This window comes from Streptomyces sp. Pv4-95, from assembly GCF_045782725.1.
Classification (GTDB): Bacteria; Actinomycetota; Actinomycetes; order Streptomycetales; family Streptomycetaceae; genus Streptomyces.
Window position 1 is genome coordinate 1,007,976 of sequence record NZ_CP127172.1, and the last position, 24,071, is coordinate 1,032,046.

23 protein-coding genes are annotated in these 24,071 nt (G+C 70.7%); 14 read left to right on the forward strand and 9 right to left on the reverse strand.

From position 1 onward, the window contains the following. Positions 1–68: 68 nt before the first annotated feature. The 6 genes from QOM21_RS04720 to QOM21_RS04745 all read right to left on the reverse strand — a co-directional run bounded on the left by QOM21_RS04720 (position 69) and on the right by QOM21_RS04745 (position 5,779). The gene (locus QOM21_RS04720) at positions 69–1,505 is read right to left on the reverse strand and encodes a cytochrome P450 (RefSeq protein ID WP_407548457.1); all 1,437 of its coding nucleotides are present in this window, start codon (positions 1,503–1,505) and stop codon (positions 69–71) included. Next, on the reverse strand, positions 1,502–2,122 hold the full coding sequence (locus tag QOM21_RS04725; RefSeq protein ID WP_407548459.1) for a GTP-binding protein: 621 nt from the start codon (positions 2,120–2,122) through the stop codon (positions 1,502–1,504). Before QOM21_RS04725 ends, QOM21_RS04720 begins: the two co-directional genes overlap by 4 nt. Further along, complete coding sequence (locus QOM21_RS04730) at positions 2,103–2,456, reverse strand: DUF742 domain-containing protein (RefSeq protein ID WP_393896858.1); 354 nt, start codon at positions 2,454–2,456, stop codon at positions 2,103–2,105. The genes QOM21_RS04725 and QOM21_RS04730 overlap by 20 nt, the downstream gene beginning before the upstream one ends. After that, positions 2,453–2,857: a roadblock/LC7 domain-containing protein gene (locus QOM21_RS04735; RefSeq protein WP_393896857.1), complete on the reverse strand. Its 405-nt coding sequence runs from the start codon at positions 2,855–2,857 to the stop codon at positions 2,453–2,455. The genes QOM21_RS04730 and QOM21_RS04735 overlap by 4 nt, the downstream gene beginning before the upstream one ends. A 3-nt stretch (positions 2,858–2,860) precedes the next feature. After that, positions 2,861–4,456 (reverse strand): sensor histidine kinase, encoded by a 1,596-nt coding sequence (locus tag QOM21_RS04740; RefSeq protein ID WP_407548460.1) that lies wholly within the window; start codon positions 4,454–4,456, stop codon positions 2,861–2,863. A gap of 600 nt (positions 4,457–5,056) precedes the next feature. Further along, a complete protein-coding gene (locus QOM21_RS04745) occupies positions 5,057–5,779 on the reverse strand; it encodes a TetR/AcrR family transcriptional regulator (RefSeq protein WP_407555577.1) in 723 nt (240 codons plus the stop codon). Positions 5,780–6,172: 393 nt separating this feature from the next. Between QOM21_RS04745 and QOM21_RS04750 the strand changes: the two genes are divergently transcribed. Both QOM21_RS04750 and QOM21_RS04755 read left to right on the forward strand, forming a co-directional pair. Next, the gene (locus tag QOM21_RS04750) at positions 6,173–7,693 is read left to right on the forward strand and encodes an APC family permease (protein WP_407548461.1); all 1,521 of its coding nucleotides are present in this window, start codon (positions 6,173–6,175) and stop codon (positions 7,691–7,693) included. A gap of 123 nt (positions 7,694–7,816) precedes the next feature. Then, on the forward strand, positions 7,817–9,595 hold the full coding sequence (locus QOM21_RS04755) for an amidohydrolase (protein WP_407548462.1): 1,779 nt from the start codon (positions 7,817–7,819) through the stop codon (positions 9,593–9,595). 94 nt (positions 9,596–9,689) lie between these two features. On the opposite strand, the gene QOM21_RS04760 is transcribed toward QOM21_RS04755, so the two are convergent. Continuing rightward, positions 9,690–11,081 carry an ROK family protein gene (locus QOM21_RS04760; protein WP_407548463.1) on the reverse strand — a complete coding sequence of 464 codons (1,392 nt, stop codon included), beginning with the start codon at positions 11,079–11,081 and terminating at the stop codon, positions 9,690–9,692. 152 nt (positions 11,082–11,233) lie between these two features. Here QOM21_RS04760 and QOM21_RS04765 point away from each other — a divergent pair, with 152 nt between their 5' ends. From QOM21_RS04765 to QOM21_RS04780, 4 genes are read left to right on the forward strand one after another with little or no spacing between them, the layout of a single operon-like run. Then, a complete protein-coding gene (locus QOM21_RS04765; protein WP_407548464.1) occupies positions 11,234–12,550 on the forward strand; it encodes an extracellular solute-binding protein in 1,317 nt (438 codons plus the stop codon). Positions 12,551–12,560: 10 nt separating this feature from the next. After that, the gene (locus tag QOM21_RS04770) at positions 12,561–13,571 is read left to right on the forward strand and encodes a carbohydrate ABC transporter permease (protein ID WP_407548465.1); all 1,011 of its coding nucleotides are present in this window, start codon (positions 12,561–12,563) and stop codon (positions 13,569–13,571) included. Continuing rightward, on the forward strand, positions 13,564–14,460 hold the full coding sequence (locus QOM21_RS04775) for a carbohydrate ABC transporter permease (RefSeq protein ID WP_407548466.1): 897 nt from the start codon (positions 13,564–13,566) through the stop codon (positions 14,458–14,460). Before QOM21_RS04770 ends, QOM21_RS04775 begins: the two co-directional genes overlap by 8 nt. Then, the gene (locus QOM21_RS04780) at positions 14,457–15,848 is read left to right on the forward strand and encodes a GH1 family beta-glucosidase (protein ID WP_407548467.1); all 1,392 of its coding nucleotides are present in this window, start codon (positions 14,457–14,459) and stop codon (positions 15,846–15,848) included. The genes QOM21_RS04775 and QOM21_RS04780 overlap by 4 nt, the downstream gene beginning before the upstream one ends. 73 nt (positions 15,849–15,921) lie before the next feature. Here the strand turns inward: QOM21_RS04780 and QOM21_RS04785 are convergent, their stop codons facing one another. Then, complete coding sequence (locus QOM21_RS04785) at positions 15,922–16,332, reverse strand: organic hydroperoxide resistance protein (RefSeq protein ID WP_407548468.1); 411 nt, start codon at positions 16,330–16,332, stop codon at positions 15,922–15,924. Between the two features lie 128 nt (positions 16,333–16,460). On the opposite strand from QOM21_RS04785, the gene QOM21_RS04790 reads away from it, so the two are divergent. From QOM21_RS04790 to QOM21_RS04820, 7 genes are all read left to right on the forward strand, one after another. Continuing rightward, a complete protein-coding gene (locus QOM21_RS04790; RefSeq protein WP_407548469.1) occupies positions 16,461–16,913 on the forward strand; it encodes a MarR family winged helix-turn-helix transcriptional regulator in 453 nt (150 codons plus the stop codon). Between the two features lie 347 nt (positions 16,914–17,260). Further along, positions 17,261–17,494: an acyl carrier protein gene (locus tag QOM21_RS04795; RefSeq protein WP_407548470.1), complete on the forward strand. Its 234-nt coding sequence runs from the start codon at positions 17,261–17,263 to the stop codon at positions 17,492–17,494. Beyond that, positions 17,491–18,732: a beta-ketoacyl-[acyl-carrier-protein] synthase family protein gene (locus tag QOM21_RS04800; RefSeq protein ID WP_407548471.1), complete on the forward strand. Its 1,242-nt coding sequence runs from the start codon at positions 17,491–17,493 to the stop codon at positions 18,730–18,732. The genes QOM21_RS04795 and QOM21_RS04800 overlap by 4 nt, the downstream gene beginning before the upstream one ends. A gap of 180 nt (positions 18,733–18,912) precedes the next feature. Continuing rightward, the gene (locus QOM21_RS04805) at positions 18,913–19,833 is read left to right on the forward strand and encodes an alpha/beta fold hydrolase (RefSeq protein ID WP_407548472.1); all 921 of its coding nucleotides are present in this window, start codon (positions 18,913–18,915) and stop codon (positions 19,831–19,833) included. Between the two features lie 174 nt (positions 19,834–20,007). Then, positions 20,008–20,325, forward strand: coding sequence for an ArsR/SmtB family transcription factor (locus QOM21_RS04810; protein WP_407548473.1), 318 nt, complete (start codon positions 20,008–20,010; stop codon positions 20,323–20,325). Further along, positions 20,322–21,170 (forward strand): SRPBCC family protein, encoded by an 849-nt coding sequence (locus QOM21_RS04815; protein WP_407548474.1) that lies wholly within the window; start codon positions 20,322–20,324, stop codon positions 21,168–21,170. Before QOM21_RS04810 ends, QOM21_RS04815 begins: the two co-directional genes overlap by 4 nt. A 451-nt stretch (positions 21,171–21,621) precedes the next feature. Next, positions 21,622–22,314 (forward strand): transglycosylase SLT domain-containing protein, encoded by a 693-nt coding sequence (locus QOM21_RS04820; RefSeq protein WP_407548475.1) that lies wholly within the window; start codon positions 21,622–21,624, stop codon positions 22,312–22,314. A 118-nt stretch (positions 22,315–22,432) separates the two neighbouring features. Here the strand turns inward: QOM21_RS04820 and QOM21_RS04825 are convergent, their stop codons facing one another. Beyond that, entirely contained in the window at positions 22,433–22,750 is a 318-nt protein-coding gene (locus QOM21_RS04825; RefSeq protein WP_407548476.1) for a hypothetical protein, read from the reverse strand. Between the two features lie 661 nt (positions 22,751–23,411). Between QOM21_RS04825 and QOM21_RS04830 the strand changes: the two genes are divergently transcribed. Further along, positions 23,412–23,984, forward strand: coding sequence for a transglycosylase SLT domain-containing protein (locus QOM21_RS04830; protein ID WP_407548477.1), 573 nt, complete (start codon positions 23,412–23,414; stop codon positions 23,982–23,984). Positions 23,985–24,071: the final 87 nt, after the last annotated feature.

Genomic DNA, 24,071 nt, shown 5'->3' on the forward strand with positions numbered 1-24,071 from the left:
CGCCGGTTGTCCGCCGGAGTGTGGTGCCCCTGGTATCGCTCGGGCCGGACGAGGGCCCGGCCCGAGCGTCAGTCGGTTGTGCGGCGCTCCCCGCTACGCCGCCAGGACAGCCAGGACCGGCCGGCAGGCGCCGAGGGGGCGGTCGGGAAGGCGGGCCTGGTCTCGGGCTCCGCCGTGGGGAGTTCGGTACGCAGCGTCGTTGGGGGCATCAGATCCGGCACGCGCGACACCCGGCGGCCGGGGCTGAACTCGACCGGCAGGGCTTCGAGGTGGCGGTACATCAGCGAGGAGTTCCACTCCAGTTCGTCCTTCGGGACGGACAGCTGAAGATCGGGCAGGCGGGTGAGGAGGGTGTCGATGGCCGTGTCGGCGATCGCCCGGCCGATGTGCTGGCCGGGGCATTCGTGCGGGCCGCCGCTGAAGGCCAGATGGGAGCGGTTGCCGCGCACGGAGGCCGCCAGATCGGGACGGATCGCCGGGTCGACGTTCGCCGCGCCGAGTCCGAGGAGGACCATGTCCCCTGCCGCGATGGGCTGTTCGGCCAGCACGGTGTCGCTGGTGGCCCACCGCCCCAGGAGAGTCATCATCGGCGGCTCGTCCCACATCACCTGCTCCATCGCGTCCGGCAGCGTCATGTGACCGCCGGCCAGATTCGCGCGGAAGCGGTCGTCGGTGAGGACCATCCGCAGTGCGTTCGCGATCAGGTTGACGGTGGTCTCGTTGGCAGCGGTGAGGATGAGGCGCAGATGCTCGCGGATCTCTTCGTCACTCAGGCCGGAGGGATGCTCGATCAGCTTGGAGGGGAAGTCATGACCGGGGTCGGTGCGCTTGCGCTCGACCAGTTGCGTCAGGGTACGGGTGATGTAGTCGTTGCTCGCCGCCGCGGTGTCCGTACCGGTGAGCACGTCCTGAACGGCGGCGGCCAGGGCGGGCCCGTACTCGTCCGGCATACCGAAGAGCTGTGTCATGACCCGCAGCGGAAGCTCGGCGGCGAACTGGCTCACCAGGTCGGCCCGTCCGGCGGCCTCGAACCCGTCGACGAGCTGATGGGTGAAGCGCGTGACATGACGCCGGATACCGCGCGCCTCGAAGCGGCCCAGGCTGTCGGTGACCGCCCCGCGCAGCCGCTCGTGCTCCTCACCGTCGACGAAGACGCACAGAGGCTGCCAGGCCGTGATGGGCGCCAGCGGATGATCCGCCGCCACCCGCCCCTCGGACATGTCCCGCCAATACCGTGAATCACGGGTGAAGACAGTGGGGTTGCGCAGCACATCGAGGTTCTCGCGATGGCCCAGGACCAGCCAGGCCGGCAGGTCGCCGTGGACGAGGACGGGGGCGACGGGCCCGTGCGCGGCCCGCAGTTTCTCGTACACGCCCATCGGATCGGCCTGGGCCTCGGCGCCGTAGAGGCGGTGCAGCGTGTCCGAAGCCATTCCGTGGGCCGGGCAGCCGGGCGGCGGAGTCGCCGGGCGGCCGGTCGCGGGCTCGGGAGTGTTGGCGGTCACGTGGACTCCGAGGTCGTTGCGGAGGTTCGCAGGTAGCGCATCAGGGAAATCAGCACGTCCCGGCTCGACGGTCGCTCGCGGGCGTCGCACAGCACGATCGGCACGCTCTCGGGAAGGTCGAGTGCGCCGCGCACTTCCTCGGTGAGATAGGAGGTCGCGTCGGGGAAGGAGTTGACGGCGATCACGAAGGGCACGTCGGCCTCCTCCAGACGCCCGATCACGTCGAAGCTGACCTCCAGGCGCCGGGTGTCGACGAGCACGATCGCCCCCAGCGCGCCCTCGAACAAGCCGTTCCACAGGAACCAGAAGCGCTGCTGGCCGGGTGTACCGAAGAGGTAGAGCACCAGCTCTTCGTTGAGCGTGATCCGGCCGAAGTCCATCGCCACGGTGGTCGCGGTCTTGCGCTCCACCCCGGCGATGTCGTCGACCTCGGCACTGGCCTGCGTCATCGTCTCTTCTGTGGTCAGCGGCCTGATCTCGCTCACCGAGCGGACGAAGGTGGTCTTGCCGACGCCGAATCCGCCCACGATAACGATCTTGACTGCGGAGGAGGCTGATGACGGCAGCCGGTCCTCGCTCCGAGGCTCCGTGACAGTGTCAGAGCTTCTGGAGACCATCGATAACCGCCTCAATCAGTGCGATGTCGGTACGCGACGGGGCGGGCCTGCGGGCCTCGACCCGTCCGTCGGCGAGCAGATCGGCGAGGAGCACGCTGATCACACTGGCCGGCAGAGTTAAATGAGCGGAGATTTCCGCGACGGACACCGGTGACCGGCACACCCGGAGGATGGCGGCGAGCTCCGGCTGGATGCCGGCCTGCGGCTCCTCCCGGGACACGATCAGGGTGACCAGGTCCAGGTCCGCCTGCTCCGATGAATCCGCCCGGCCCCCCGTGATGACGTAGAGCCGCTCGGGCCCGCCCTCATCCCAGTCCCGGTCGGATGTGCTCACTGCACCTGCCCGTCGCTTCGCGGCGGGCTGGTGAGATGCGCGCCGATCCGGGCGACGAGGTCACGCATGCACTGACCGACCAGCCCGGCGTCCACCCCCTCGTCGGCGAGGACCGCCAGATGGGCACCGGCGCCCGCGGCCATCAAGTACATGAAGCCGCCGCTGACTTCGATGACGACCATCCGCATCCGCCCGTCGCTGTGCGGGAACTCGGAGGCGACGGCCACGGACAGGCTCTGCAGGCCCGAACCGACTGCGGCGAGGCGGTCCGCGGTGTCCATGTCCGTGTCGTAGCGGGCCATGCACAGGCCGTCCGACGACAGGACCACGATGTGGCGAGTCTGGGGGACGCTCTCCGCGAGATCCTTGAGCATCCAGTCCATGTCCGCGCGCTGCTGCATCGGTTACTCACCCTTGTCTGACGTGTCGCTGTTGGCCCGGGAAGGTGCCGCCCTGGGCTTGTCGGCTGAGAGACCGCTCTGCAACTCGGCCATCCAGACGCCGGGCGCAGGTTCCTCGTGCGCCGTCTCCGCCGGTCCCGGCAGGGCCGTGGTCCGCGCCGCTTGGCCGGACGACGGACGACGGCGGCGCCGCTGGGGCAGCCCACTGGCCGTCCGCTCGGCCTGGGCCGGCGCCTCTTCCTCGGTACGGTGTGCGCGTGCCGGGGCGGGCTGTTCCGCGTCCATGGCCTCGTGCGTGTCCACTGTCGCAGCGGCGTTCCGGTACGCGTGCGGGGACGCGGAGCGCGGTGCGAAAACTTCGGTTGCCGCCCGGGACGGCGCGCTCTGTTCGGCCTCCCGCCGCTCCGGCCGGGGCCCGGACGAGGCGCCGATGCCGTGCGCCCGCCCGGTCGCGGGTGCGGTGGTGAGCAGCGTCTTCGGCACGGTCAGCACCGCGCGCACGCCACCGTAGGCGGACGGGGGGAGCGCGACCTTGAAGTCGTAAGCCTGCGCGAGGCGGCCGACCACGGCGAGTCCCAGCCGCGGCGACTCCCCCAGGTCGTTCAGGTCGATGCCGGCCCGTGCTTCCTTGAGCATCCCCTCGGCCCGCGACCGCGCCTCCTCGCTGAGGCCGATACCGCCGTCCTCCACCTCGATGGCGATGCCCATGTGCACCTCCACCGCGGTCAGATGGACGCGGGTCTTGGGCGGCGAGTACCGGGTGGCGTTGTCCAGCAGTTCCGCCAGAGCGTGGATGAGCGGCTCGACGGCGGTGCCGACGACGGCGACCTCGGCGACGGTGTGCAGCTCAACCCGCTTGTAGTCGAGGATCCGGGACATGGCGCCGCGCAGCACGCTGTAGAGGGGCACGGCCTTGCCCCACTGACGGCCCGGCCGCGCCCCGCCGAGTACGGCGATGCTGTCGGCCAGCCGGCCGATCAGGGCGGTGCCGTGGTCGAGCCGGAGCAGGTCGGCGAAGAACGCCGGCTCCTGGCCGTGCCGGTCTTCCATCCCTCGCAGGTCCGTCGCCTGCTGGTGCACGATGGCCTGGACCCGGCGGGCGATGTTGACCACACCGCGCTGCGCCGAGTCACGCATGCTCTCCTCGGCCTGCACGGCCTCGACGACGGACCGGAGCAGCGCCTGGTGCGCCGCACGGGACTGCGGGCTGAGCCCCTCGTCCTGCGCGGCGACGGACAGCAGGACGTCCTCGGCGAACTCGCCTTCCTGGAGCTGCGCGACGGCCGCCGGCAGATGCTGCTCGGCCAGCCGGATCGTCGCGGCCTCCTGCCGCCGCAGGTCCTGCAGCAGGGCGGCCTCACGCGCGGCGTGCTCGGCCCGCAGCGCGGCGACCGCACGGCCGCGGCGGGCCACCTCGGCGGAGACGAGGGCGACGATCACCGTGGCGACGACTCCGCACCAGATGGCCGGCGCCCTGCCTCCCGCGGGCGCGATCGTCGCGATGACGGCCGTGGCCACGGCCATCAGGGCAGCGGGAACCGACCACGCCGCGGAAAGGCCTGTCGAGGGGCCTCCGGGTGACGACGCAGTACGAACCATCAGCATCCTCAATCATGGAGAAATCCAGAACCAGCGGGATGCGCGGCGCAGGCGACAACAGTCGAACTCATTGCACCGACCAGGGCCTAATTACTGCTCCGGGTTCGCGCAATGAGTTCGCACCCCAATGCATTCAACTAATAACACTATAACCATACTTGATCTCCAGTCACACACAGCCTCTGACCTGGTCGGCAGATTCTGCACGACTGCTCGGAGGGCTGTTCTCGCCCCGACCCGCAGGGCGGAGAGCGACGGCAGCCAAGGTGGTGTTGCGCGTCGCGGAGATACCCGTGGCGGCGATCTCCTGCATTGTGTGGTGAATAGCGGCCGGATGAGCAGTGTGTCCGCTTGGCGGCGAAGTATTCGCCAACAATTGCCCGGCCGGAGGGCGCGCGTTCGGAAGGCCGTTGAGCCGACGCGGGCACGCACGGCGCCCCTCAGCCTTCGATCCGGTCGACCCTCGGTGGTCCCGGATCCCGTCGAGAACCCGCCTACGGCCCGGAACGGTGCACTCCAACGGGCCGCGGACGCGGGGGCCGTGGCGCATCGAGGGTCGCATCAGGGCGGGGCAGGGGATCAACGCGCCGGACCCGGCCGTCACTTCCGCCGGTCACCCGCTTCGCGGCGCAGCGCGGCGATGAGGAGGTCGAGCGCGGGCTCGACCGCCGAGCCCGCCATGAGCGGGAGGTGGTCCCGTACGCGGCGCACGCTGGGGAATCCGTCCGCCGGCAGACTGCCGTACGCCGCCTGCCAGGCCGCTTCGTCCGCAGCGCGCTGGGCAGGGGCCAGCCGGAGCACCCCGGCGTCCAGGGCGGCGTGACCGAGGGCCGTGTCCACCAGTGCGTGGTAGTGGCGGACGGCCGTGGCCTCGTCGAAACCGGCCTGGAGGAGCAGGCCGATGCCGGTGTCGACGGCGCGCTGCTCATGCGGCCGGCCCGTCACACGGACCGTGCTGAAGACTGCGATCTGCGGGTGCCGCAGCGCGGAGCGGTAGGCGCGGAGACCGAAATCGCGCAGGTCGGCGGCCCAGTCACCGCTCGGTGCGTAGTCCGCCATGGACTCGCCGATGAGGCGGTCGGCCAGTGCGAGGAAGAGATCCTCGGCGTTGCGGAAGTAGCGGTAGACGGCGGACGGATCGGCGCCGAGGGCCGCGCCGAGCTTGCGCATGGTGAACGCCTGCGCCCCTTGGGCGTCTATCAGGTCCCGTGCCGCGTCGACGATGAGATCGACGGACAGCACCACACCTGAACCGGTCGGCCGGCGCCGCTTGCGCTCGGCCGGCACCCGCTCGCTGTCCGACACCGTTCCCCTCCGCTCCATGCTGCTCACGCTCCGGCTCCCGCCGGCTCCCCCGCTCCGCGAGGACGCCGGGGCGGACCCCCGGGACCACCGGGTCCCACCGGCGGGAACAGTGCCCGGGGCCTTGAGCCGCCACGTGGTCCAGTTAATCACCAAGTTAAGACAACACCGTTGACACAAGCTCGCACCGGGCTGTTTCATCGGCGGACACGGACCGCGGCGCCACATCCCGCACGACGCGGTCCGTCCTGCCGAGGCCGTGCGAGCAAAGGGCAGTCGGCGCTCGGCGCAGCGGTATCCACCCCGGCGACGCCCACCCCTGCCCGTCACCTCCGCCATCCCGTGCCTCCTTCATCCCGCGCCTCCGAACCCCTATGGCCCGGCCCGACCGGTGCCCGTCAAGGAGTGAGTGCCATGCCCTCCGAAGTGCAGCAGGACCCCGGTACGGTGCGCATGCGCCGCTCACTGGGAGTGAAGGACGGGGTGGCGATTGCCGCGTCGAGCACCGCAGCGACCACCAGCATCGGCATCGGCATGGGCGCGCTCGCCGCGTACGCCGGCCGGCAGACGCCCGGCCTGCTGCTTCTCGCCGCCCTCCCCATCCTGGGCATCGCGCTGTCGTACGCCCGGCTCAATCGCACCGAGCCGAACTGCGGCAGCGGCTACACCTGGGTGGGCCGCTCCATAGGCCCCTGGCCCGGCTTCCTGACCGGCTGGGTGGTGCTGGTGGGCAACGTCGTCTTCATGGCGTACACCGGTGCGGTCACGGGTTCTGTGGTGCTGCAGTTCCTCAACAAGCTCGGGCTGCACAACGTGCTCGGATTCCGGCTCGATCCCACCTCGACCGGGGTGAGCACGGCGGTCGGCCTGGTCGCGCTGGTCGTCGTCACGGCCACCGCCATCACCGGCGTGCGGTCGGCGACCCGGCTCCAGATGGCGCTGCTGATCTTCGAGTACGCGGTACTGCTGGTGTTCTGCGGCTGGGCCCTGATCGTGGGCGACCAGCCCTTCTCACTGTCATGGCTCAACCCCTTCGCCATCGGATCCCCGCAGGCACTGGCGCAGGGACTGGTGCTCGCGGTGTTCATCTACTGGGGGTGGGACGCGGCGTTCAGCGTCAACGAGGAGACCCGTAGCTCCTCCGACGCATCGCGGGGCGGACTGATCGCCCTGGCGGCGATGACGGGCCTCTTCCTCTTCGGCGCGGTCGCCTTCCAGCGGGTGATGAGCACGGACGAGCTGCTGCGCAACGGCCCGCAGGCGCTCACCTACCTGGGTGGCCGGCTGGCGCCCGAGCCCTGGGCATCCCTGCCGCTGGCGGCTCTGATGTGCTCCGCCTTCGCCTCCCTCCAGTCCAGCGTCATCCCCACCGCCCGCGGCGCGCTGGCCATGGCGCGCGACCGGACGCTCGGCGCCGTGTGGCAGCGCGTGCACCCGCGCTACGGGTCGCCCGCCGTCGGCACGCTCCTGATCATGGCCGTCGCCGCGCTGCTCGCCGTGCTCGCCGTCGGCATCCCCGAGCTCAACGACATGATCCTCACCGCCGTCAACTCCATCGGCCTGACGGTGGCGCTCTACTACGGACTCACCGCTCTCGCCTGCGCGGTGCGCTTCCGCGGCAGCCTGCGCGACGGGCCGGTCCGCGCGCTGCGGGACGTACTCGTCCCGGCGGTGAGCGCGCTGACGCTGTTCGGCCTCGGCGGCTTTCTCCTCTGGAACTACGCGACCATGAGCGATCACTTCGAGGCGAGCCCCGACAACGGCTGGTTCATGCTGATGCTGCCCACCCTCTTCGTGCTGGTGGGCCTGGGCGTCGCCGCCTGGGCCAAGTGGGTGCGCCGCTCCCCGTACTTCCGTACCGGGCGCGGTACGGACGCCGACGCGATCGCCTTGCCGATGGACGGCGCGGCGGCCGGCACCCCCGGATCTCCATGACCGCCTGGTCGACGGGCCACAGCCGGTGAGCTAGGCCGGCCATCTCGCCAACCTGCTTCCACCGAAGCTCAGTTCACGATCAGCAAGCCCCATCCCAAGTATCGAACAAGGAGTCACAGCACGATGCACGTCAGCACCCCCGAAGGAGACCCGGCGACCCCTGCCACGGCCCCGGCCCGGATCCCGGCCCCGGCCGGTGAGGAGCCCGCCGCCGCGGCCGGCCCGCGCGGTGGACGGAGCGGGTCGCCCGGACGGCACGCCGCCGACCTCGTGTTCCTCTCCGGCCCTGTCCACACCGTCGACCCCGCCCGCACCCGGGCGAGCGCCATCGCCGTACGAGGCGACCGCATCCTCGCCGTCGGCCACGAAGCGGACGTCACGGACCTGATCGGGCCCGCTACCGAGGTCGTCGACCTGAACGGCAAGCTGCTCCTGCCCGGCTTTCAGGACGCCCATGTCCATCCCGTCGGCGGGGGGATGGAGTTGGGTCAGTGCGATCTCAGCGCGGCGGTCACCGCCGACGCCTACCGCGACCTCATCCGCTCCTACGCCGGCGCCCACCCCGAGGCGCCGTGGATCATCGGCGGCGGCTGGTCCATGGAGGCGTTCCCCGGCGGGATGCCGACGCGGGACTTCCTGGATGCCATCGTGCCCGATCGTCCCGTTTTCCTGGTCAACCGCGACCACCACGGCGGCTGGGCCAACTCCCGTGCGCTGGAACGCGCCGGGCTCACCGCGCGTACACCCGACCCGGTCGACGGGCGCATCGAACGCGACGCCACCGGCGAGCCGACCGGCATGCTCCAGGAAGGTGCCATGCGGCTGGTCGCCGACCTCCTTCCCGAACCGACCCTCACCGAGCTGACGGAGGGGCTGCTCCGGGCGCAGCGGCTTCTCCACTCCTACGGCGTGACCGCCTGGCAGGACGCGATGCTGGGCCGTGGCCCCGGTACGGCCGACCCGATCCCCGCCTACCTGGCAGCCCGCCTGGAGGGGAAACTGACCGCGCGGGTGACCGGCGCGCTGTGGTGGGACCGCTCACGCGGCAGCGAGCAGATCCCTGAACTCCTTGCGCGCCGGGAGGAGTTGAGCGGTGGTCTGTTCCGGGCCACGAGCGTGAAGATCATGCAGGACGGGATCGCCGAGAACCATACGGCGGCCATGCTGACTCCCTATCTCACCGCGTGCGGCTGCGCCTCGGACAACAGCGGCATCTCGTTCATCGAGCCCGGGGACCTTCGGAAGTACGTCACCGAGCTGGACGCCGAGGGATTCCAGGTGCATTTCCACGCCTTGGGCGACCGGGCGGTACGAGAGGCCCTGGACGCCGTCGAGGCGGCTCGGCGGGCGAACGGCATGCAGGACACCCGCCCCCACCTCGCACACCTCCAGGTGGTGCACCCCGACGACGTACCGCGCTTTCGCAAGCTCGGTGCCACCGCCAACATCCAGGCACTGTGGGCCGCCCACGAGCCGCAGATGGACGAGCTGACGATTCCCTTCCTCGGGCCCCGGCGGGCGGCGTGGCAGTACCCGTTCGGTGACCTGCTGCGCTCCGGCGCCACCCTCGCGGCGGGCAGTGACTGGCCTGTCAGTTCCCCCGATCCGATCGCCGCGCTGCACGTGGCCGTCAATCGCCGGGCACCGGACGGCCCGCCGTCGGCGCCGGTCTTCCTGCCGGAGCAGCGCATCGACCTCGGCTCGGCGCTCGCCGCGTACACGGCGGGCAGCGCGTACGCCAACCACCTGGACGGCACGGGCAGCATCCAACCCGGAAAGCTGGCGGACCTGGTCGTCCTCGACCGGGACCCGTTCGACGGGCCCGATGAGGAGATCGCCGCGACCCGCGTGCTGCAGACGTTCGTCGGAGGACGGCGGGTGTACGCGGCGGACGACGCGTAGAGAGCGGGTGCCGGGGCAGGCGGGACGGCGGAGGAGCATGCCGCAAGGCGAGAGCCCCCGCCCGCCAGCGGCCCACCGCCACCACCACGTCGGGCTACCCCTTCCGCACGGCGGTCCCGCCCGGCCCCGTTCCCCATGACACTCCAGCACGGTTCGCGCCCGGTCCGCCCGCACGCTGCGCGCGGCTCCCCAGGGCGGAGCGCCGGCCCTCCGACAGCGGCGGCACACCTTCTTCGGTGGCCGGCGCGGCGCGTCGGCCACCGTGGGCGAAGAAGTCCGCGAGCGGGAGAGTCGCGGCGCCGACCGTGACGGCGTCGGGGCCCAGCAGACCCAGGTCGATGGTGACGCGCCCGGCGGGGTGGGCCAGGGAGTAGTCAGCGGCGTAGGACCGTACGGCGGGGAGGATGTGCGGGCCCAGCTGGAGACCGGCCCAGCCGCCGATGAGGACGCGTTCGGGGCTGAAGAGGTTGATCAGGTCGGAGATGCCTGCGCCCAGGTACTCCGCCGTCTCGTCCAGGACGGCGGCCGCCACGGGGTCGGGGACGGTGCCGGGGTCCTGCGGATGGGCCGCGGCGATCAGTGCGGTCACCCCCGACTCCTCGTCCGCGCCCTCGGGAAGGCGCCCGCCGGCCTCCTGCCAGCGCTCCAGCAGCGCCTCCGACCCGGTGTACGCCTCCAGGCAGCCCCGCGCACCGCAACGGCAGCGCCGGCCGCGGACGCTGACGGTCAGATGGCCCCACTCGCCGGCGCTGTCGCGCTCGCCCCCATGGATGACACCGTCGGTGACGATGCAGGCACCGACTCCGGACCCGAACAGCACGATGACCGCGTCCTTGACGCCCCGGCCGCCGCCGAACCACATCTCGGCCTGACCGAGCGCCTTCGCCCCGTTGTTGATGAAGAAGCGGACACCGGCGGGGAGTTCGACGGCCGCGCGCAGCAGGGCTTCCAGGGGGACGGCGTGCCAGCCGATGGTCTGGCCGTGGACGACGGCGCCGTCCGGTCCGCCCCTGTCGAGGATTCCGGGGACCCCGACCCCGACGCCGAGCAGCCGGGCCGGATCGACGCGCCCCGCCCGCAGCACGGTGGCGATCCCGTCGGCGATATGGCGCACGATCAGGCCGACGTCGTAACCCTGGTGCGTCAACGGCAGTTCGGCACGGGCGAGTTCGCCGAGGGCGAGGTCGAACAGCTCGATCCTCACCCGGGTCTCGCCGACGTCCACGCCGATCAGGCAGCCGCTCGTGGGCGCCACCCGCAGCAGGGTGCGTGGCCTGCCGCCGTCGGACTCGACGACTCCGGCCTCCTCCAGCAGCCCGTCCTCGGCGAGTTCGGCGACGACGTTGCTGACGGATCCTGAACTGAGGCCCGTCGTGGGACCCAGCGCCTGCCGGCTCATGGGCCCGTCGAAATACAACCGTTGCAGAACCGCGGCGCGGTTGGCCCTCCGCAGGTCACGCACCGTCCGTCTGTTGCGCTCGGTCATGTGGCTCCCTCCCTGCCCGCAACATACCCTTGCCCGATCCCTTGACGCGCCCTTCTCTCGGGCTTTAACTCACACCCTAAGTTAAGCCATGAGGCCGTTCAGGAACTGAACATGGCCGACCTCCGGACTCCTCAGAGAGAGGCGTATCCGTCATGCGCATACTCCGAGCCGCGACCGTCACCGCCACCGTCACCGTGCTCGCCGCAGCGGCGGCCGGGTGCGGCGGCGGATCGGCTCCCAGCGGCGGGGGCAGCAACAACTCCCCCAGGACACTGACGTATTGGGCGTCCAACCAGGGGCCGAACGTCGAGGCGGACAAGAAGATCCTCGGGCCCGAGCTGAGGAAGTTCGAGAAGCGGACCGGGATCAAGGTGAAGCTGGAAGTCGTGCCGTGGCCGGATCTGCTCAACCGGATCCTCGCCGCGACCACCTCCGGCCAGGGGCCCGACGTCCTGAACATCGGCAACACCTGGTCCGCCTCGCTCCAGGCCACCGGCGCTCTGCTGCCCTGGGACAAGGCGAACTTCGACGAGATCGGGGGCCGCGACCGGTTCGTCGCCCCGGCGCTGGGCGCCACCGGCGCCGAGGGCAAGGACCCGGCCGCCGTGCCGCTCTACTCGCTCACCTACGCGCTCTACTACAACAAGCAGATGTTCAAAGAAGCCGGCATCAGCCAGCCACCCTCCACCTGGGAGGAGTTGGTGGCGGACGGCAAGAAGATCTCCAAGAACGGCAAGTGGGCCCTGGGAGCCGAGGGCGGAAACCTCTCCAACAACATCCACCAGGCATTCGTCCTCGCCAAGCAGCACGGAGCCGACTTCTTCGATTCCTCCGGGAAGCCCACCTTCACCTCACCGGGGGCGGTGGCAGCGGTGAAGCAGTACGTCGACTTCATGGCCGAGGACGGCATCATCGCGCCCGGCAACGCCGAGTACGGTCAGAACCAGTCACTCCAGGACTTCGCCAAGGGCAGGACCGCGATGGTGCTGTGGCAGGCCGCGGCCGGCACCTTCACCGCGCACGGGATGAAGGCCGAGGACTGGGGCGTGGTGCCGGTGCCCGTACCCTCCGGCGCCCCGGGCACCGGTCGCCGGACGAACTCGATGATCGCCGGCATCAACATCGCCGTCTTCAAGAACACCGACAATCTCGACGGCGCCCGGAAGTTCGTGAAGTTCATGACGAGCGATGCCGAGCAGACACTGCTCAACAAGACCTACGGCGCCATCCCGCCGGTGAAGGCCGCCCAGGCCGACCCGGCGTTCAGCCGGCCGGACACCAAGGTGCTGCGCGAGACGCTCACCAGGAGTGCCGCGCCGCTCCCGCAGATCGCCGACGAATCACAGTTCGAGACGTCCGTCGGCACCGCCGTCAAGGACCTGTTCGCCGATGCTGCCGCCGGGCACCCGGTGACCACCGCGTCGGTCAGGGCCCGGCTCGCCGAGGCCGAGCAGCAGATGGCGAAGTGAGCGGCCCGCGATGACCACCACCGTGACCGCTCGCGAGGAGGCACCGCCGGGCCGCGGCCGGCGGCCGGACGGCGGGAAGCCCACCGCGCGCCGCCGGCCGCGCCTCCCCGCACGGCTGCGCCGCATCGGCCTGCCCTATCTGTTGCTGCTGCCCGCACTGCTGCTGGAGCTGCTGATCCACCTGGCGCCGATGGTGATCGGCATCGTCATGAGCTTCAAGGAGCTGACCCACCTCTTCATCGGCAACTGGGGTGCGGCCCCCTGGAACGCGCTGGACAACTACCGGGTCGCCGTCGACCTGGACGCACCGATCGGCGCCGCGCTGCTGCGCTCCTTCCTGGTCACCTGCGCCTTCAGCGTGCTCACGGTCGGGCTGTGCTGGCTCCTGGGCACCGCCGCGGCGATCTGCATGCAGGAGAACTTCCGGGGCCGCGGTCTCCTGCGCGCCGTCTTCCTCACGCCGTACGCCCTGCCCGTCTACGCCGCCGTGATCACCTGGGCGTTCATGTTCCAGCGGGACAACGGCCTGGTCAATCACGTACTGCACGACCAGCTCGGGCTCACCGACGGCCGGCCCTTCTGGCTGCTGGGCGACAACAGCTTCGTCGCGCTGACCGTCGTCGCCGTCTGGAAGACCTGGCCGTTCGCGTTCCTCATCGTGATGGCCGCCCTGCAGAACATTCCCAAGGATCTCTACGAGGCCGCGGCCCTCGACGGCGCGGGCATCCGCCAGCAGATCCGGCGGATCACCCTGCCCGCGCTGCGGCCCGTCAACCAGGTGCTCGTCCTGGTGCTGTTCCTGTGGACGTTCAACGACTTCAACACGCCCTATGTGCTGTTCGGGAAGGCCGCGCCGAAGGCCGCCGACCTGATCTCCGTCCACATCTACCAGTCCTCGTTCGTCACCTGGAACTTCGGCACCGGCTCCGCCATGTCCGTCCTGCTGTTGCTGTTCCTGCTCATGGTGACGGCCGGCTACCTCCTGGTGACCTCACGGGGAAGGAAGCACGCCGATGGCTAGCCCCTCCGTCCGCGAACCGGGCGGGGCCGCCGCCCGACGGCGCTCCCCCACCGCCCCGCCCCGCTCCTTCGTCTGGACCCGCCGGATCTTCCTCACCGCGCTTGCCTGCTTCGTGCTGCTGCCGGTGTACGTCATGGTCAGCAGTTCGCTGAAGCCGCTGGAGGATGTCTCGGGCTCCTTCCACTGGCTGCCCGAGGCCCTGACCGTCCGCCCCTACCTCGACATCTGGCGGACCGTGCCGCTGGCCCACTACTTCGCCAACTCGCTGATCGTGGCGGGCTCGGCGACGGTCTGCTCGGTGGTCATCGCGGTGTTCGCCGCCTACGCGGTGAGCCGCTACCGCTTCCGCGGCAAGCGGCTCTTCACCGTCACGGTGCTGTCCACGCAGATGTTCCCGGGCATCCTGTTCCTGCTGCCCCTGTTCCTGATCTTCGTCAACATCGGGAACTCCACCGGGCTCGCCCTCTACGGCTCCCGGGGCGGTCTCATCCTGACCTATCTGACCTTCTCGCTGCCGTTCTCCATCTGGATGCTGATCGGCTACTTCGAGTCGGTGCCGCGCGAGTTGGACGAGGCCGCCGCGGTGGACGGCTGCGGCCCACTCGGGGCGCTCTTCCGGGTGGTGGTGCCCGCAGCGGTGCCCGGGATCGTCGCGGTCGCCGTGTACGCGTTCATGACCGCCTGGGGCGAAGTGCTGTTCGCCTCCGTCATGACCAACGACACCACCCGCACCCTGTCCGTCGGCCTCCAGGGCTACGCCACGCAGAACGACGTCTACTGGAACCAGGTCATGGCCGCGTCGCTGGTCGTCAGCGTCCCCGTGGTCGCGGGGTTCCTGCTCCTCCAGCGCTATCTGGTCGCCGGGCTCACCGCCGGGGCCGTCAAATGACCCAGCCGGAAAGGACTTCCGTGAGCGACCGGATCGACTACACCGCCCTGCCGGACGACTTCGTCTGGGGCGTGGCCACCTCCGCCTACCAGATCGAGGGGGCGGTATCCGAGGACGGCCGCGGCCCGTCCATCTGGGACACCTTCTCGCACACCCCGGGGAAGATCGACAACGCCGAGAACGGGGATCTGGCCTGCGACCACTACCACCGATGGCGCGAGGACATCGATCTGATGCGGCGGCTCGGCGTCGGCGCCTACCGGTTCTCGCTGGCCTGGCCGCGGATCGTGCCGGACGGCGACGGCCACGTCAACGCCAAGGGCCTGGCCTTCTACGACCGGCTGGTCGACGGTCTCCTCGACGCGGGCATCTCCCCCTCCGCCACCCTCTACCACTGGGATCTGCCGCAGGCACTCCAGGACCGCGGCGGCTGGCCCGTACGGGAGACCGCCGAGCATCTCGCGGCCTACGCGCAGGTCGTCGCCGAGAAGCTCGGCGACCGCGTGCACCACTGGGCCACGCTCAACGAGCCGCTGTGCTCGGCCTGGATCGGCCACCTCGAAGGCCGGATGGCCCCCGGCCTCACTGACCTCACCGCGGCGGTGCGCGCCTCCTACCACCTGCTGCTCGGGCACGGCCTGGCCGCCCAGGCGATCCGGGCCGCCGCGCCGGACGCCGAGGTGGGCATCGTCAACAACCTCAGCACCGTCGAGCCCGCCACCGGGTCCGAGGCCGACGCCGCGGCGGCACGGCGGATGGACGGGCACACCAACCGCTGGTGGCTCGACCCCGTGCACGGCCGCGGGTTCCCCACGGACATGCGGGAGCTGTACGCCGTGGAGCTGCCCGAGCGGGCCGGCGATCCGCAGATCATCGCGCAGCCGCTGGACTGGCTCGGCCTGAACTACTACTTCCCCGCGGTCGTCACCGCCGAGCCGTCCGGCCCGCCGCCGCACGCCCGCCAGGTGCGCCGGCTGCACGTACCGCGGACGGGGATGGACTGGGAGATAGACGCCGACGGCATCGAGACCTTGCTGCTGCGGCTCACGCACGAGTACGCGCCGCGCAAGATCTACGTCACCGAGAACGGCTCCGCCTACCCCGACATCGTGCGCCCCGAAGGCACGGTCGCGGACCCCGAGCGGACGCGGTATCTGCACGACCATGTGGCGGCGTGCGCCCGCGCCGCCCGCAAGGGAGCCCCCTTGGCGGGGTATTTCGCCTGGTCCCTGATGGACAACTTCGAGTGGGCGTACGGCTACGACAAGCGCTTCGGCCTCTTTCACGTCGACTACGCCACCCAGCGCCGCACGATCAAGGACAGCGGCCGGCACTACGCCGAGCTGATCCGCGGCCATCCGCGCCGCAGCAGCCCGCACGCGGCTTGAACCACGGGCGCAGGAGAGGGCCGGCCCCCGCGACGGCATCGCGGAGGCCGGCCCTCTCCCATGGCTCGGGGCGTTACTCGATGACGAGTTCGACCTCGATGTTGCCGCGGGTGGCCTTCGAGTACGGGCAGAAGTCGTGGGTCGCCTCCACCAGCCGGCGCCCGGTCTCACCGGCCAGGGCGTCCGGCAGCTCCACGCGCATGACCACGGCGAGACCGAAGCCGGTGTCGTCCTTGCCTATGGAGACCTCCGCGGTCACCGAGACGTCCTTGGTGTCGATCTTCATCTGCCGGCCGACGTTGCTCATCGCGCTGGCGAAGCAGGCCGCGTACCCCGCGGCGAAGAGCTGCTCCGGGTTGGTGCCGGCGCCGTTGCCGCCGAGGGCCGGGGGCATGGCCAGGGCCAGGTCGATCTGCCCGTCGGAGCTGACGGCCCGGCCCTCTCGGCCATTGGCGGTGGCGACAGCGGTGTACAGCGCGTCCATCTCGGTTCCCTTCGAAAGCCGGCGGCCGTTCCCCGGCCGCCCGATGAGCCCCACAGTGGCACATTTTTAAATTGAGCACAACTTAGTTGTGCACAATCCAATCGACCGCGACGCGTTAACCTGGACACATGGCCACGCTCCCGGTACCCGAGTCCGAACTCCTCCGCCTCGACCATCAGGTCTGCTTCTCGCTGCACGCCGCCTCGCGCGCATTCGGCGGCGTCTACCGGGACGCCCTCAAGGACCTGGGCCTGACCTACCCCCAGTACCTCGTCATGCTCGTCCTCTGGGAGCACGGCCCGCAGCCCGTCAAGACCATCGGCGAACAGCTGCGGCTGGACTCCGGAACCCTCTCCCCGCTCCTGAAGCGCCTGGAAACGGCCGGCCTGGTACGCCGCGAGCGCAGCAGCGAGGACGAGCGGTCGGTCACCATCCACCTCACCACCGCGGGCGAGGACCTCCGCGAACAGGCGCTGCCGGTACCGCGCAGGATGCTGGCCGCCACCGGCCTGACGGTCGACGAGCTCCGCACCCTGCGGGGCTTGTTGAGCCGGGTCACCACCGCACTCGACGAGTCCTGACAGGCGCGGCCGCCCCCTCCGCCACCGCCGCACCCGGCGCAACCCGGGACGCATGAAGCCCCGCCCGGACGTGCCTCTTTCCCGGTCCATAGGCGTCCGCCCCGTACCTTCTCGCAGGCCCGGGGCGTTAGGACGGGCAGATGCCTTCCGCGGTGCGCGCCCCAGTTGTGCGCCTCTCGTACACCCCGGCGCACTCATCACCCCATTGAGCTACCACGGTTGGGGAGTCTTCGGGGACGAAGGTGCACAAGAAGGCGTATAAAGGGTGGCCGAACCAGCCGGATCCGCCTGCGAGCACCCCAGGACGCGGTTGGCAGCATCGCCTACGACAAGCGGAGGAGCGCCACGTGAACGCGGCAGAAGTTGTCAACACCTTGCTGGTCCAACGATTCGGAGTCGCACCGGTCGACATCACCGACGAAACCCCGCTGCGCAACCTGCGCATGGACTCCCTGGCGCTGGAGGAACTCCGGGTGCTCATCGAGGAAGAGCTGGACATCGACCTCGACGCGGTGGCGCTGACCTCGCGGGACAGCGTGGGTCAGCTGGTGGCGGCCGTCGACGGCGAACTCGTCGCGTGACGGGCCGCCGAGAGCCGTTCTCCGCGGCGGTGACCGGCCTGGGGCTGGTGACCGCCGCCGGGGTGGGCGCGAAGGCCACCTGGCATTCCGTCACCCAGGACAGCACGCCGAGCGGAGTGCTGCGGCAGGAGGAACTCGCCGATCTGCCCTGCGACTTCATGTACACCGTCGCGGGCCTGGACACCACCGAGGTGCTGGGAGTCGCCGCGCAGCGACTGATGGACCGTTTCTCCCAGCTCGCGGTGATCGCCGCCCGCGAGGCCCTGGCGGATGCCGGGCTCGACCCGGAGACCTGGGACAGCGACCGCGTCGCCGTCGTCATCGGCTCCGCCCACGGCGGGCTGGCCTTCTACGACGAGCAGCACGTCGCCATGTCCGGCCGCGGCGCCCGTCGCGTCTCCCCCAAGCTCGCCCCCCTCACGGTCGTCAACAGTGCCGCGAGCAGCGTCTGCATGGACATCGGCGCGCGCGGCCCCAGCCTGGGCGTGGCGACCGCCTGCTCCTCCGGAACGGTCGCCCTGGGCACCGCGCATCAGTTGCTGCGCACCGGGGCCTGCGACATCGCCATCGCCGGTGGCGCCGAGTCGCCCCTCTCCCGGCTGCTGATCGCCAGCGCCTGCCAGATGAAGGCCGTCTCCACCCGCCGCGACGACCCGTCGGCAGCCTGCCGCCCGTTCGACGCGGCCCGTGACGGTTTCGTCGTCGGCGAGGGTGCGGGCCTGCTGGTCCTGGAGCGCCCCGAGCACGCCAGGGCCCGCCGGGCCCCCCTCCGCGCCCATGTCTCCGGGTACGGCGCGTCCAGCGACGCATACGCAGCGGTGGCGCCGGATCCCGACGGCAACGGCATCGAGCGCGCCCTGCGGACGGCGATGGCCGACGCGGAGGTGTCGGCCGGCGACATCGGCCATGTCAACGCCCACGGCACGTCGACGGTGGTCAACGACCTCATCGAGGCCACCATGCTGCGGCGGGTGCTCGGCGACCACCCCTTGGTGACGTCGACCAAGGCGATGACCGGGCACACCCTGGGCGCCGCCGGCGGCATCGAGACCGCGCTCACCGTGCTCGCCCTGGAGCATCAGCTGGTGCCGCCGACGGCCAACCTCGACGAGCCCGATCCGCAGATCCCGATCGAGATCGTGCGCGCGGAGGCCCGGCGATCGACGTTCGACTGCGCGGTCAAGACGTCGCTCGGTTTCGGCGGGCACAACGCCGCGCTCGTCCTCACCCGCGCTTGACGCCCCACCCGCGTACCGGTCCCCCACGATCGCCGCCGGCCGTGTGCGCGCCCTGCGGGCCGCCACGGTGCCGACCGGCGGCGGCCCGCGCCCCCCGTCCCCTGCCGACCGAGGCGGCCGGGCCGGGCTCACCGCTCGGCGCCGCCTGTCCCCGCCGGTCTCCCCGAGAAGGAATCAGCCATGTCCGAGGAAACCATCCGCTCTCTGTCGGTGGGCGGGTTGCCGTATTCCTACCGGCTGCTGCGCCAGCCGGACCGGATCACCGAACCCGTCATGGTGCTCGGTGGCGCGCTGCAGGGGATGTTCGGCTGGCCGCAGATGGAAGACCATGTCGGGCCGGTCGCGGACGTCGTCACGGCCGACCTGCCCGGCATGGGGAGCGCCGACCCGCTGCCGCCGGGGCCGAGCATCGACGTCATGTGCGCGGCGATCGGGGGCATCATCGAGGATCTGGGCGTCCCGCGGATCAACATCTTCGGCTTCTCCTACGGCGCGGGCCTCGCCTACGGCTACGCCCAGCGCCATCCGCGACATGTCGCGCGGCTGGCCCTCGGCGGAGTGCCTGCGCACATCAGCGTCGCGCAGCTGGACTACTGGCGACGCGCCGCGGACCATCTCGCGCGGGGTGACATCGAGACCTTCGCCACCCTGGTCGCGGAGGGCCTGATGTGCCTGGACGAGGCCCGGCACGTCACCCGGCGCAGGCTGGCCTTCCGCTACGTCCGGCGGTCGATGCTGCACGCGGCCCGTCACTCCCCGCACGCCGTCGACGCGCTGGGGCGCGCGCTGTCGGACCGCCCGGACTTCTCCGGCGGACTCATCGGCGTACCGACCCTCGTCTTCAGCGGCGAACACGACACGGTGACCTCTCCGGCCCGGCAGCGCGAGTTCGCCGCCACCATCGAGGGCAGCCGCTTTCTGACGATCCCGGACGCCGATCACTGGGTGGTGCTCGAACGCCCCCAGGAGGTGGCCGACCTGGCGGCGCGCTTCTTCACCGACGGACCGCTCAGCTCGGCGCCGTGCCTCACACCGATCGGGCCCGAGCGGTGTCCCCGTCCGTCCCGGCCCACCCATGACCATGCTCAACTCAGCGTCTGAGCAACGGACTTGAGCGATGGGCGTCGGGTCCACCGGCGCCCATCGAACGAGCACGGGGTGCGGGGCGCGCCGCTCGGCAATTCGATCGCCTCGGGCACACGGTCGGCACCGGCTCCGGCTCCCGAGCCGCCATATGCTCTTGCGGTTATATAACCGTCGAGCAATACTGAGTCCATGCCCATACCGTTCGACGTCCTCGCGGAACCGAGCCGGCGCAGAATCCTCGACCTGCTCCTGGAGCGTCCCCATCTGGTCGGCGAGCTGACCGACCAGCTCGGCCTGAGCCAGCCCGGGACGTCCAAGCATCTGCGGGTGCTACGCGAGGCCGGGCTCGTGCGGGTACGACAGGAGGCACAGCGCCGCTGGTACGAGCTGCGCCCCGAACCGCTCGCGGAACTCGACGCATGGCTCGCGCACTACCGGCACCTGTGGACCGGAAGCCTCGACGCGCTCGAACGGCATCTCGACGCGACGGAGGACGACCCGCGATGAATCCGCACTCCGACACCCTCACCACCGCCGATGGACGGACCGCACTGCGCATGGTGCGCCGGCTCGCCCATCCCCCCGGGAAGGTCTGGGCCGCGATCACGGACCCGGCCCGCATCGGCCAGTGGTTCCCCTCCGAGGTCGCCGTGGACCTCACCCCCGGCGGGGCGATGACCTTCTTCATGCCCGGAGTGAGCGGGCCCGCCATGACCGGCACGGTCACCGACGTCGACCCGCCCCGGCTGTTCGCCTTCACCTGGGGCGAGGACCATCTGAGCTGGGAGATCACCCCCGACGGGGAGGGCTCGCTACTCACCCTGGTGCACACCTTCGGCGACCGCTTCGGCGGTGCCAGCTTCGCTTCCGGCTGGCACCTGTGCCTCACCGGCCTGTCGCAGCTGCTGGACGGCGACGCGCCGGCCGTGCAGCCCGACACCGGCGAACTGCACGAGGCGTACCTCGAACAGTTCGACCTCGGCCGAGGCGTGGTGGAGGACACCGCGGACGGCCCGCGGATCCGCTTCGAGCGGCAGCTCGTACGCCCCGCCGAGGCGGTCTGGGCGGAACTGACCGAGGGCCGCGAACCGGTGACCGGCACACCCGCCCCGAAAGGCTTCACCGCGGAGGGCGCGCCCGCCGGGCCCGTCAGCGAGGTGCGGGCGCCGACGACGCTGGCGTACGCCTGCCCACCGGGCGGGACGGTGCGCTGGGAGCTGGGAAGCGGGACCGGCCACGGCGCCCGCCTCGTTCTCACCCGGACCGGACCGCCGGGATTCGACACGGATGCCGCCCTGGCCGCATGGCATGACCGGATCGAGCACCTCGCGGCCCGACTGATGGACGGCTGACCAGGCCCGGGACCGCGTTCCGGCGGTCCGGCGACTCACCTCACGCCCCCTGCCCACGGGCAGGGGGCGCTTCTTCGGGACCGGTGCGGGAGACGGGACCGAAAGGGCTCTCGCCCGTGTGAGCCAGGCAACTTCGGGCGGGGGGTCACAGGGGCTCCGAGGTGATGCCGGGCACAGGACGTGCGTCACGTACGAGGAGGGGTAGTGGCGTGGCTTCCGGCCCCGCACCACCAAATGCGGCCTCATTCGGGCATCTCACCCCATCTCACGAAGAGGGGTAGTACAAGGCATCTTTGCCTGCATCCAGGACGGGCGCTACCAATGTTTCCGGTAGCGCCGAGAACGAGCCGACGACCTCATCCAGTGAGGCGAGCACGGCAGTCTCCCTCGGTCGCACAAGCGCCGCCGAAGGCCGCCACCCGCCACCCGCACCTGGAAGAGGTCACTCCGCATGCCGAACTTCACGCTGCTCCGCTCCGCCCGCATCACCCGCACCCACAAGATCGCCACCGCCGTCCTGGCCGGCGCGGCCGCCACCACGGGCCTGGCGTTCACCGCGGCGCCGAGCGACGCCGACACCTCCGCCTCGCACGCACCGGCCGCGGTCCAGCCGGTCAGCGCCGACGGCCAGCCGACCACGCCGAAGGACAAGGCCGAGGACGCCAAGAAGAAGGCGGCCGCCGAGCACACCGCCCAGCAGGCCGCGAACCGTTCCACCGAGCGCAAGCCGATGGCGGCCCCGAAGGCCGCCCCCAAGGCCGCGCCCAAGGCAGCTCCGAAGGCCGCCCCCAAGGCTGCTCCGAAGCCCGCCCCCAAGACCTACGCGAACAACCTCGACGGCTGGATCCGTGAGTCCCTGGACATCATGAAGGCCAAGGGCATCCCCGGCAGCTACGAGGGCCTGCACCGCAACATCATCCGTGAGTCCGGCGGCGACCCCAACGCGGTCAACGACTGGGACATCAACGCCATCAACGGCGTCCCCTCCAAGGGCCTGCTCCAGGTGATCCAGCCCACGTTCGACACGTACCACGTGTCCGGCACGCCCGATAAGCTGACCGACCCGATCGCGAACATCACCGCCGCCGCCAACTACGCGGCCGACCGCTACGGCTCCATCGACAACGTCGACTCCGCCTACTGAGCCGAGTTCGCACACCTGGACGGCGCCCTCCGGGGCGTCGCCCGCCCCTGGCAACTCCAATGGCCCTGACCGCCTTCCGCGGTCAGGGCCATTGGAGTTCTGCCGTTTTGAGCGGGCGTCAGTTCGCTCCGCCCAGCGGAAGCAGGCTCCCGACGACCTCACGCAGCACCTGACCCGCGACGCGGAGGCTCGCCCGCTCCCTCGCGGTGAGCGGCTCCGAGTCCTTGACCGTCCGCCCGTTGACGGTGATGCGCCTCTCCTTGGTGGTGACGTGCTTCTCCCTGTCGGTGACGTGCCTCGGGCTGTCGCCGGACCGCTGCTTGATGCTGATGTGCAGGGGGCCATCGGCGGGCGCGGCAGCGGTGGCGACCCCGGTGGCGAGGGATCCGGCGAGGACGATGCCGGAGAGGACGACGGGCAGACGACGACGGAGCATGAGCGGTTCCTTACGGTGAGTGGTGACGGTGTGCGCTCTCACCTTCCGCGACGTCGGCCCGGGCGGCCATTCGACAGCGCCCGCGCTGATACGAACGGACCATCGGCACCGCTGTATCGCCGTAACGAGGCGCACGAACGGCCGACCCCTGCGCCCGCCCTCCTCCCGCGCACCGGGCGTGAATCGCCCGAACTGGCCTCCGGTGAAGTGCTCCACGCCACTTCCGGGCGTCCCGAGGACCGCCACCGGGGTTCTCGCCCACCCTTTTCCGGGTCTCCTCGTGGGTGCGAAAGCCCGTCGCGGAACCGCAGTTCGCTGTGAGCCAGGCAACTTCGAGGCCCCGCGAAAAGGGCCCGCGAAGCCCCCTCCAGGTGATGCCCGGCACAGGACTTAGGTCACGTACGACCGCGCGTAGTTCCGGCCCGCCGGGGCCCACGCCGCCCGAGCAGCGCCGATCCCGGGTCCTTCGGTCCTGCGCACGAAGAGCGGTAGTACAAGGCACCTTTGCCACCGTCCGGGGCCCGCGTTAACCATGGATTCCGGACGCACCGAGAAGAGCTTGCGACCTCCGCCCCGATGGGCGAGCGCGGCGAAGACACTCGGTCTCCCTGAGCCACAAAGGCCACCTCCCCGTCCCCATACCTGGAAGAGGTCACTCTGCATGCCTAGCTTCACCCTGCCCCGCGCTGCCCGCATCACCCGCACCCAGAAGATCGCCACCGCCCTGCTGGCCGGCGTAGCCGCCACCACGGGCCTGGCAGTCACCGCAGCGCCCGGCGCCCAGGCAGCCTCCAAGCCGGCGACTTCCGCCACGGACCACGTCAAGGTCACGGCCGTCGCCAAGCAGGAGGCCGTCGCCAAGCAGGCTGCCAAGGCCGCCAAGGCCGCCAAGGCCGACACCCCCAAGACCTACGCGAACAACCTCGACGGCTGGATCCGTGAGTCCCTGGACATCATGAAGGCCAAGGGCATCCCCGGCAGCTACGAGGGCCTGCACCGCAACATCATGCGCGAGTCCGGCGGCGACCCGAACATCTCGAACGACTGGGACATCAACGCCGTCAACGGCACTCCCTCCAAGGGTCTGCTGCAGGTGATCCAGCCCACGTTCGACGCCTACCACGTGTCCGGCACGCCCGATAAGCTCACCGACCCCGTCGCCAACATCACCGCCGCCGCCAACTACGCGGCCGACCGCTACGGCTCCATCGACAACGTCGACTCCGCCTACTGAGCCAGGTCGAACGCACGCGACGGAACAGGGGGACGTTCCAACGCGGCAGTGACATGACGTGAAAACCGCAGTGACAACAGAAGGAGC

Coding starts and splice junctions, on each gene's coding strand:
- QOM21_RS04810 (WP_407548473.1), top strand. CDS start 20,008: ATGCCCATACCGTTCGACGTCCTCGCGGAACCGAGCCGGCGCAGAATC.
- QOM21_RS04805 (WP_407548472.1), top strand. CDS start 18,913: ATGTCCGAGGAAACCATCCGCTCTCTGTCGGTGGGCGGGTTGCCGTAT.
- QOM21_RS04725 (WP_407548459.1), bottom strand. CDS start 2,122: ATGGTCTCCAGAAGCTCTGACACTGTCACGGAGCCTCGGAGCGAGGAC.
- QOM21_RS04740 (WP_407548460.1), bottom strand. CDS start 4,456: ATGGTTCGTACTGCGTCGTCACCCGGAGGCCCCTCGACAGGCCTTTCC.
- QOM21_RS04755 (WP_407548462.1), top strand. CDS start 7,817: ATGCACGTCAGCACCCCCGAAGGAGACCCGGCGACCCCTGCCACGGCC.
- QOM21_RS04830 (WP_407548477.1), top strand. CDS start 23,412: ATGCCTAGCTTCACCCTGCCCCGCGCTGCCCGCATCACCCGCACCCAG.
- QOM21_RS04745 (WP_407555577.1), bottom strand. CDS start 5,779: ATGGAGCGGAGGGGAACGGTGTCGGACAGCGAGCGGGTGCCGGCCGAG.
- QOM21_RS04775 (WP_407548466.1), top strand. CDS start 13,564: ATGGCTAGCCCCTCCGTCCGCGAACCGGGCGGGGCCGCCGCCCGACGG.
- QOM21_RS04765 (WP_407548464.1), top strand. CDS start 11,234: ATGCGCATACTCCGAGCCGCGACCGTCACCGCCACCGTCACCGTGCTC.
- QOM21_RS04770 (WP_407548465.1), top strand. CDS start 12,561: ATGACCACCACCGTGACCGCTCGCGAGGAGGCACCGCCGGGCCGCGGC.
- QOM21_RS04820 (WP_407548475.1), top strand. CDS start 21,622: ATGCCGAACTTCACGCTGCTCCGCTCCGCCCGCATCACCCGCACCCAC.
- QOM21_RS04780 (WP_407548467.1), top strand. CDS start 14,457: ATGACCCAGCCGGAAAGGACTTCCGTGAGCGACCGGATCGACTACACC.
- QOM21_RS04750 (WP_407548461.1), top strand. CDS start 6,173: ATGCCCTCCGAAGTGCAGCAGGACCCCGGTACGGTGCGCATGCGCCGC.
- QOM21_RS04825 (WP_407548476.1), bottom strand. CDS start 22,750: ATGCTCCGTCGTCGTCTGCCCGTCGTCCTCTCCGGCATCGTCCTCGCC.
- QOM21_RS04735 (WP_393896857.1), bottom strand. CDS start 2,857: ATGCAGCAGCGCGCGGACATGGACTGGATGCTCAAGGATCTCGCGGAG.
- QOM21_RS04790 (WP_407548469.1), top strand. CDS start 16,461: ATGGCCACGCTCCCGGTACCCGAGTCCGAACTCCTCCGCCTCGACCAT.
- QOM21_RS04785 (WP_407548468.1), bottom strand. CDS start 16,332: ATGGACGCGCTGTACACCGCTGTCGCCACCGCCAATGGCCGAGAGGGC.
- QOM21_RS04760 (WP_407548463.1), bottom strand. CDS start 11,081: ATGACCGAGCGCAACAGACGGACGGTGCGTGACCTGCGGAGGGCCAAC.
- QOM21_RS04815 (WP_407548474.1), top strand. CDS start 20,322: ATGAATCCGCACTCCGACACCCTCACCACCGCCGATGGACGGACCGCA.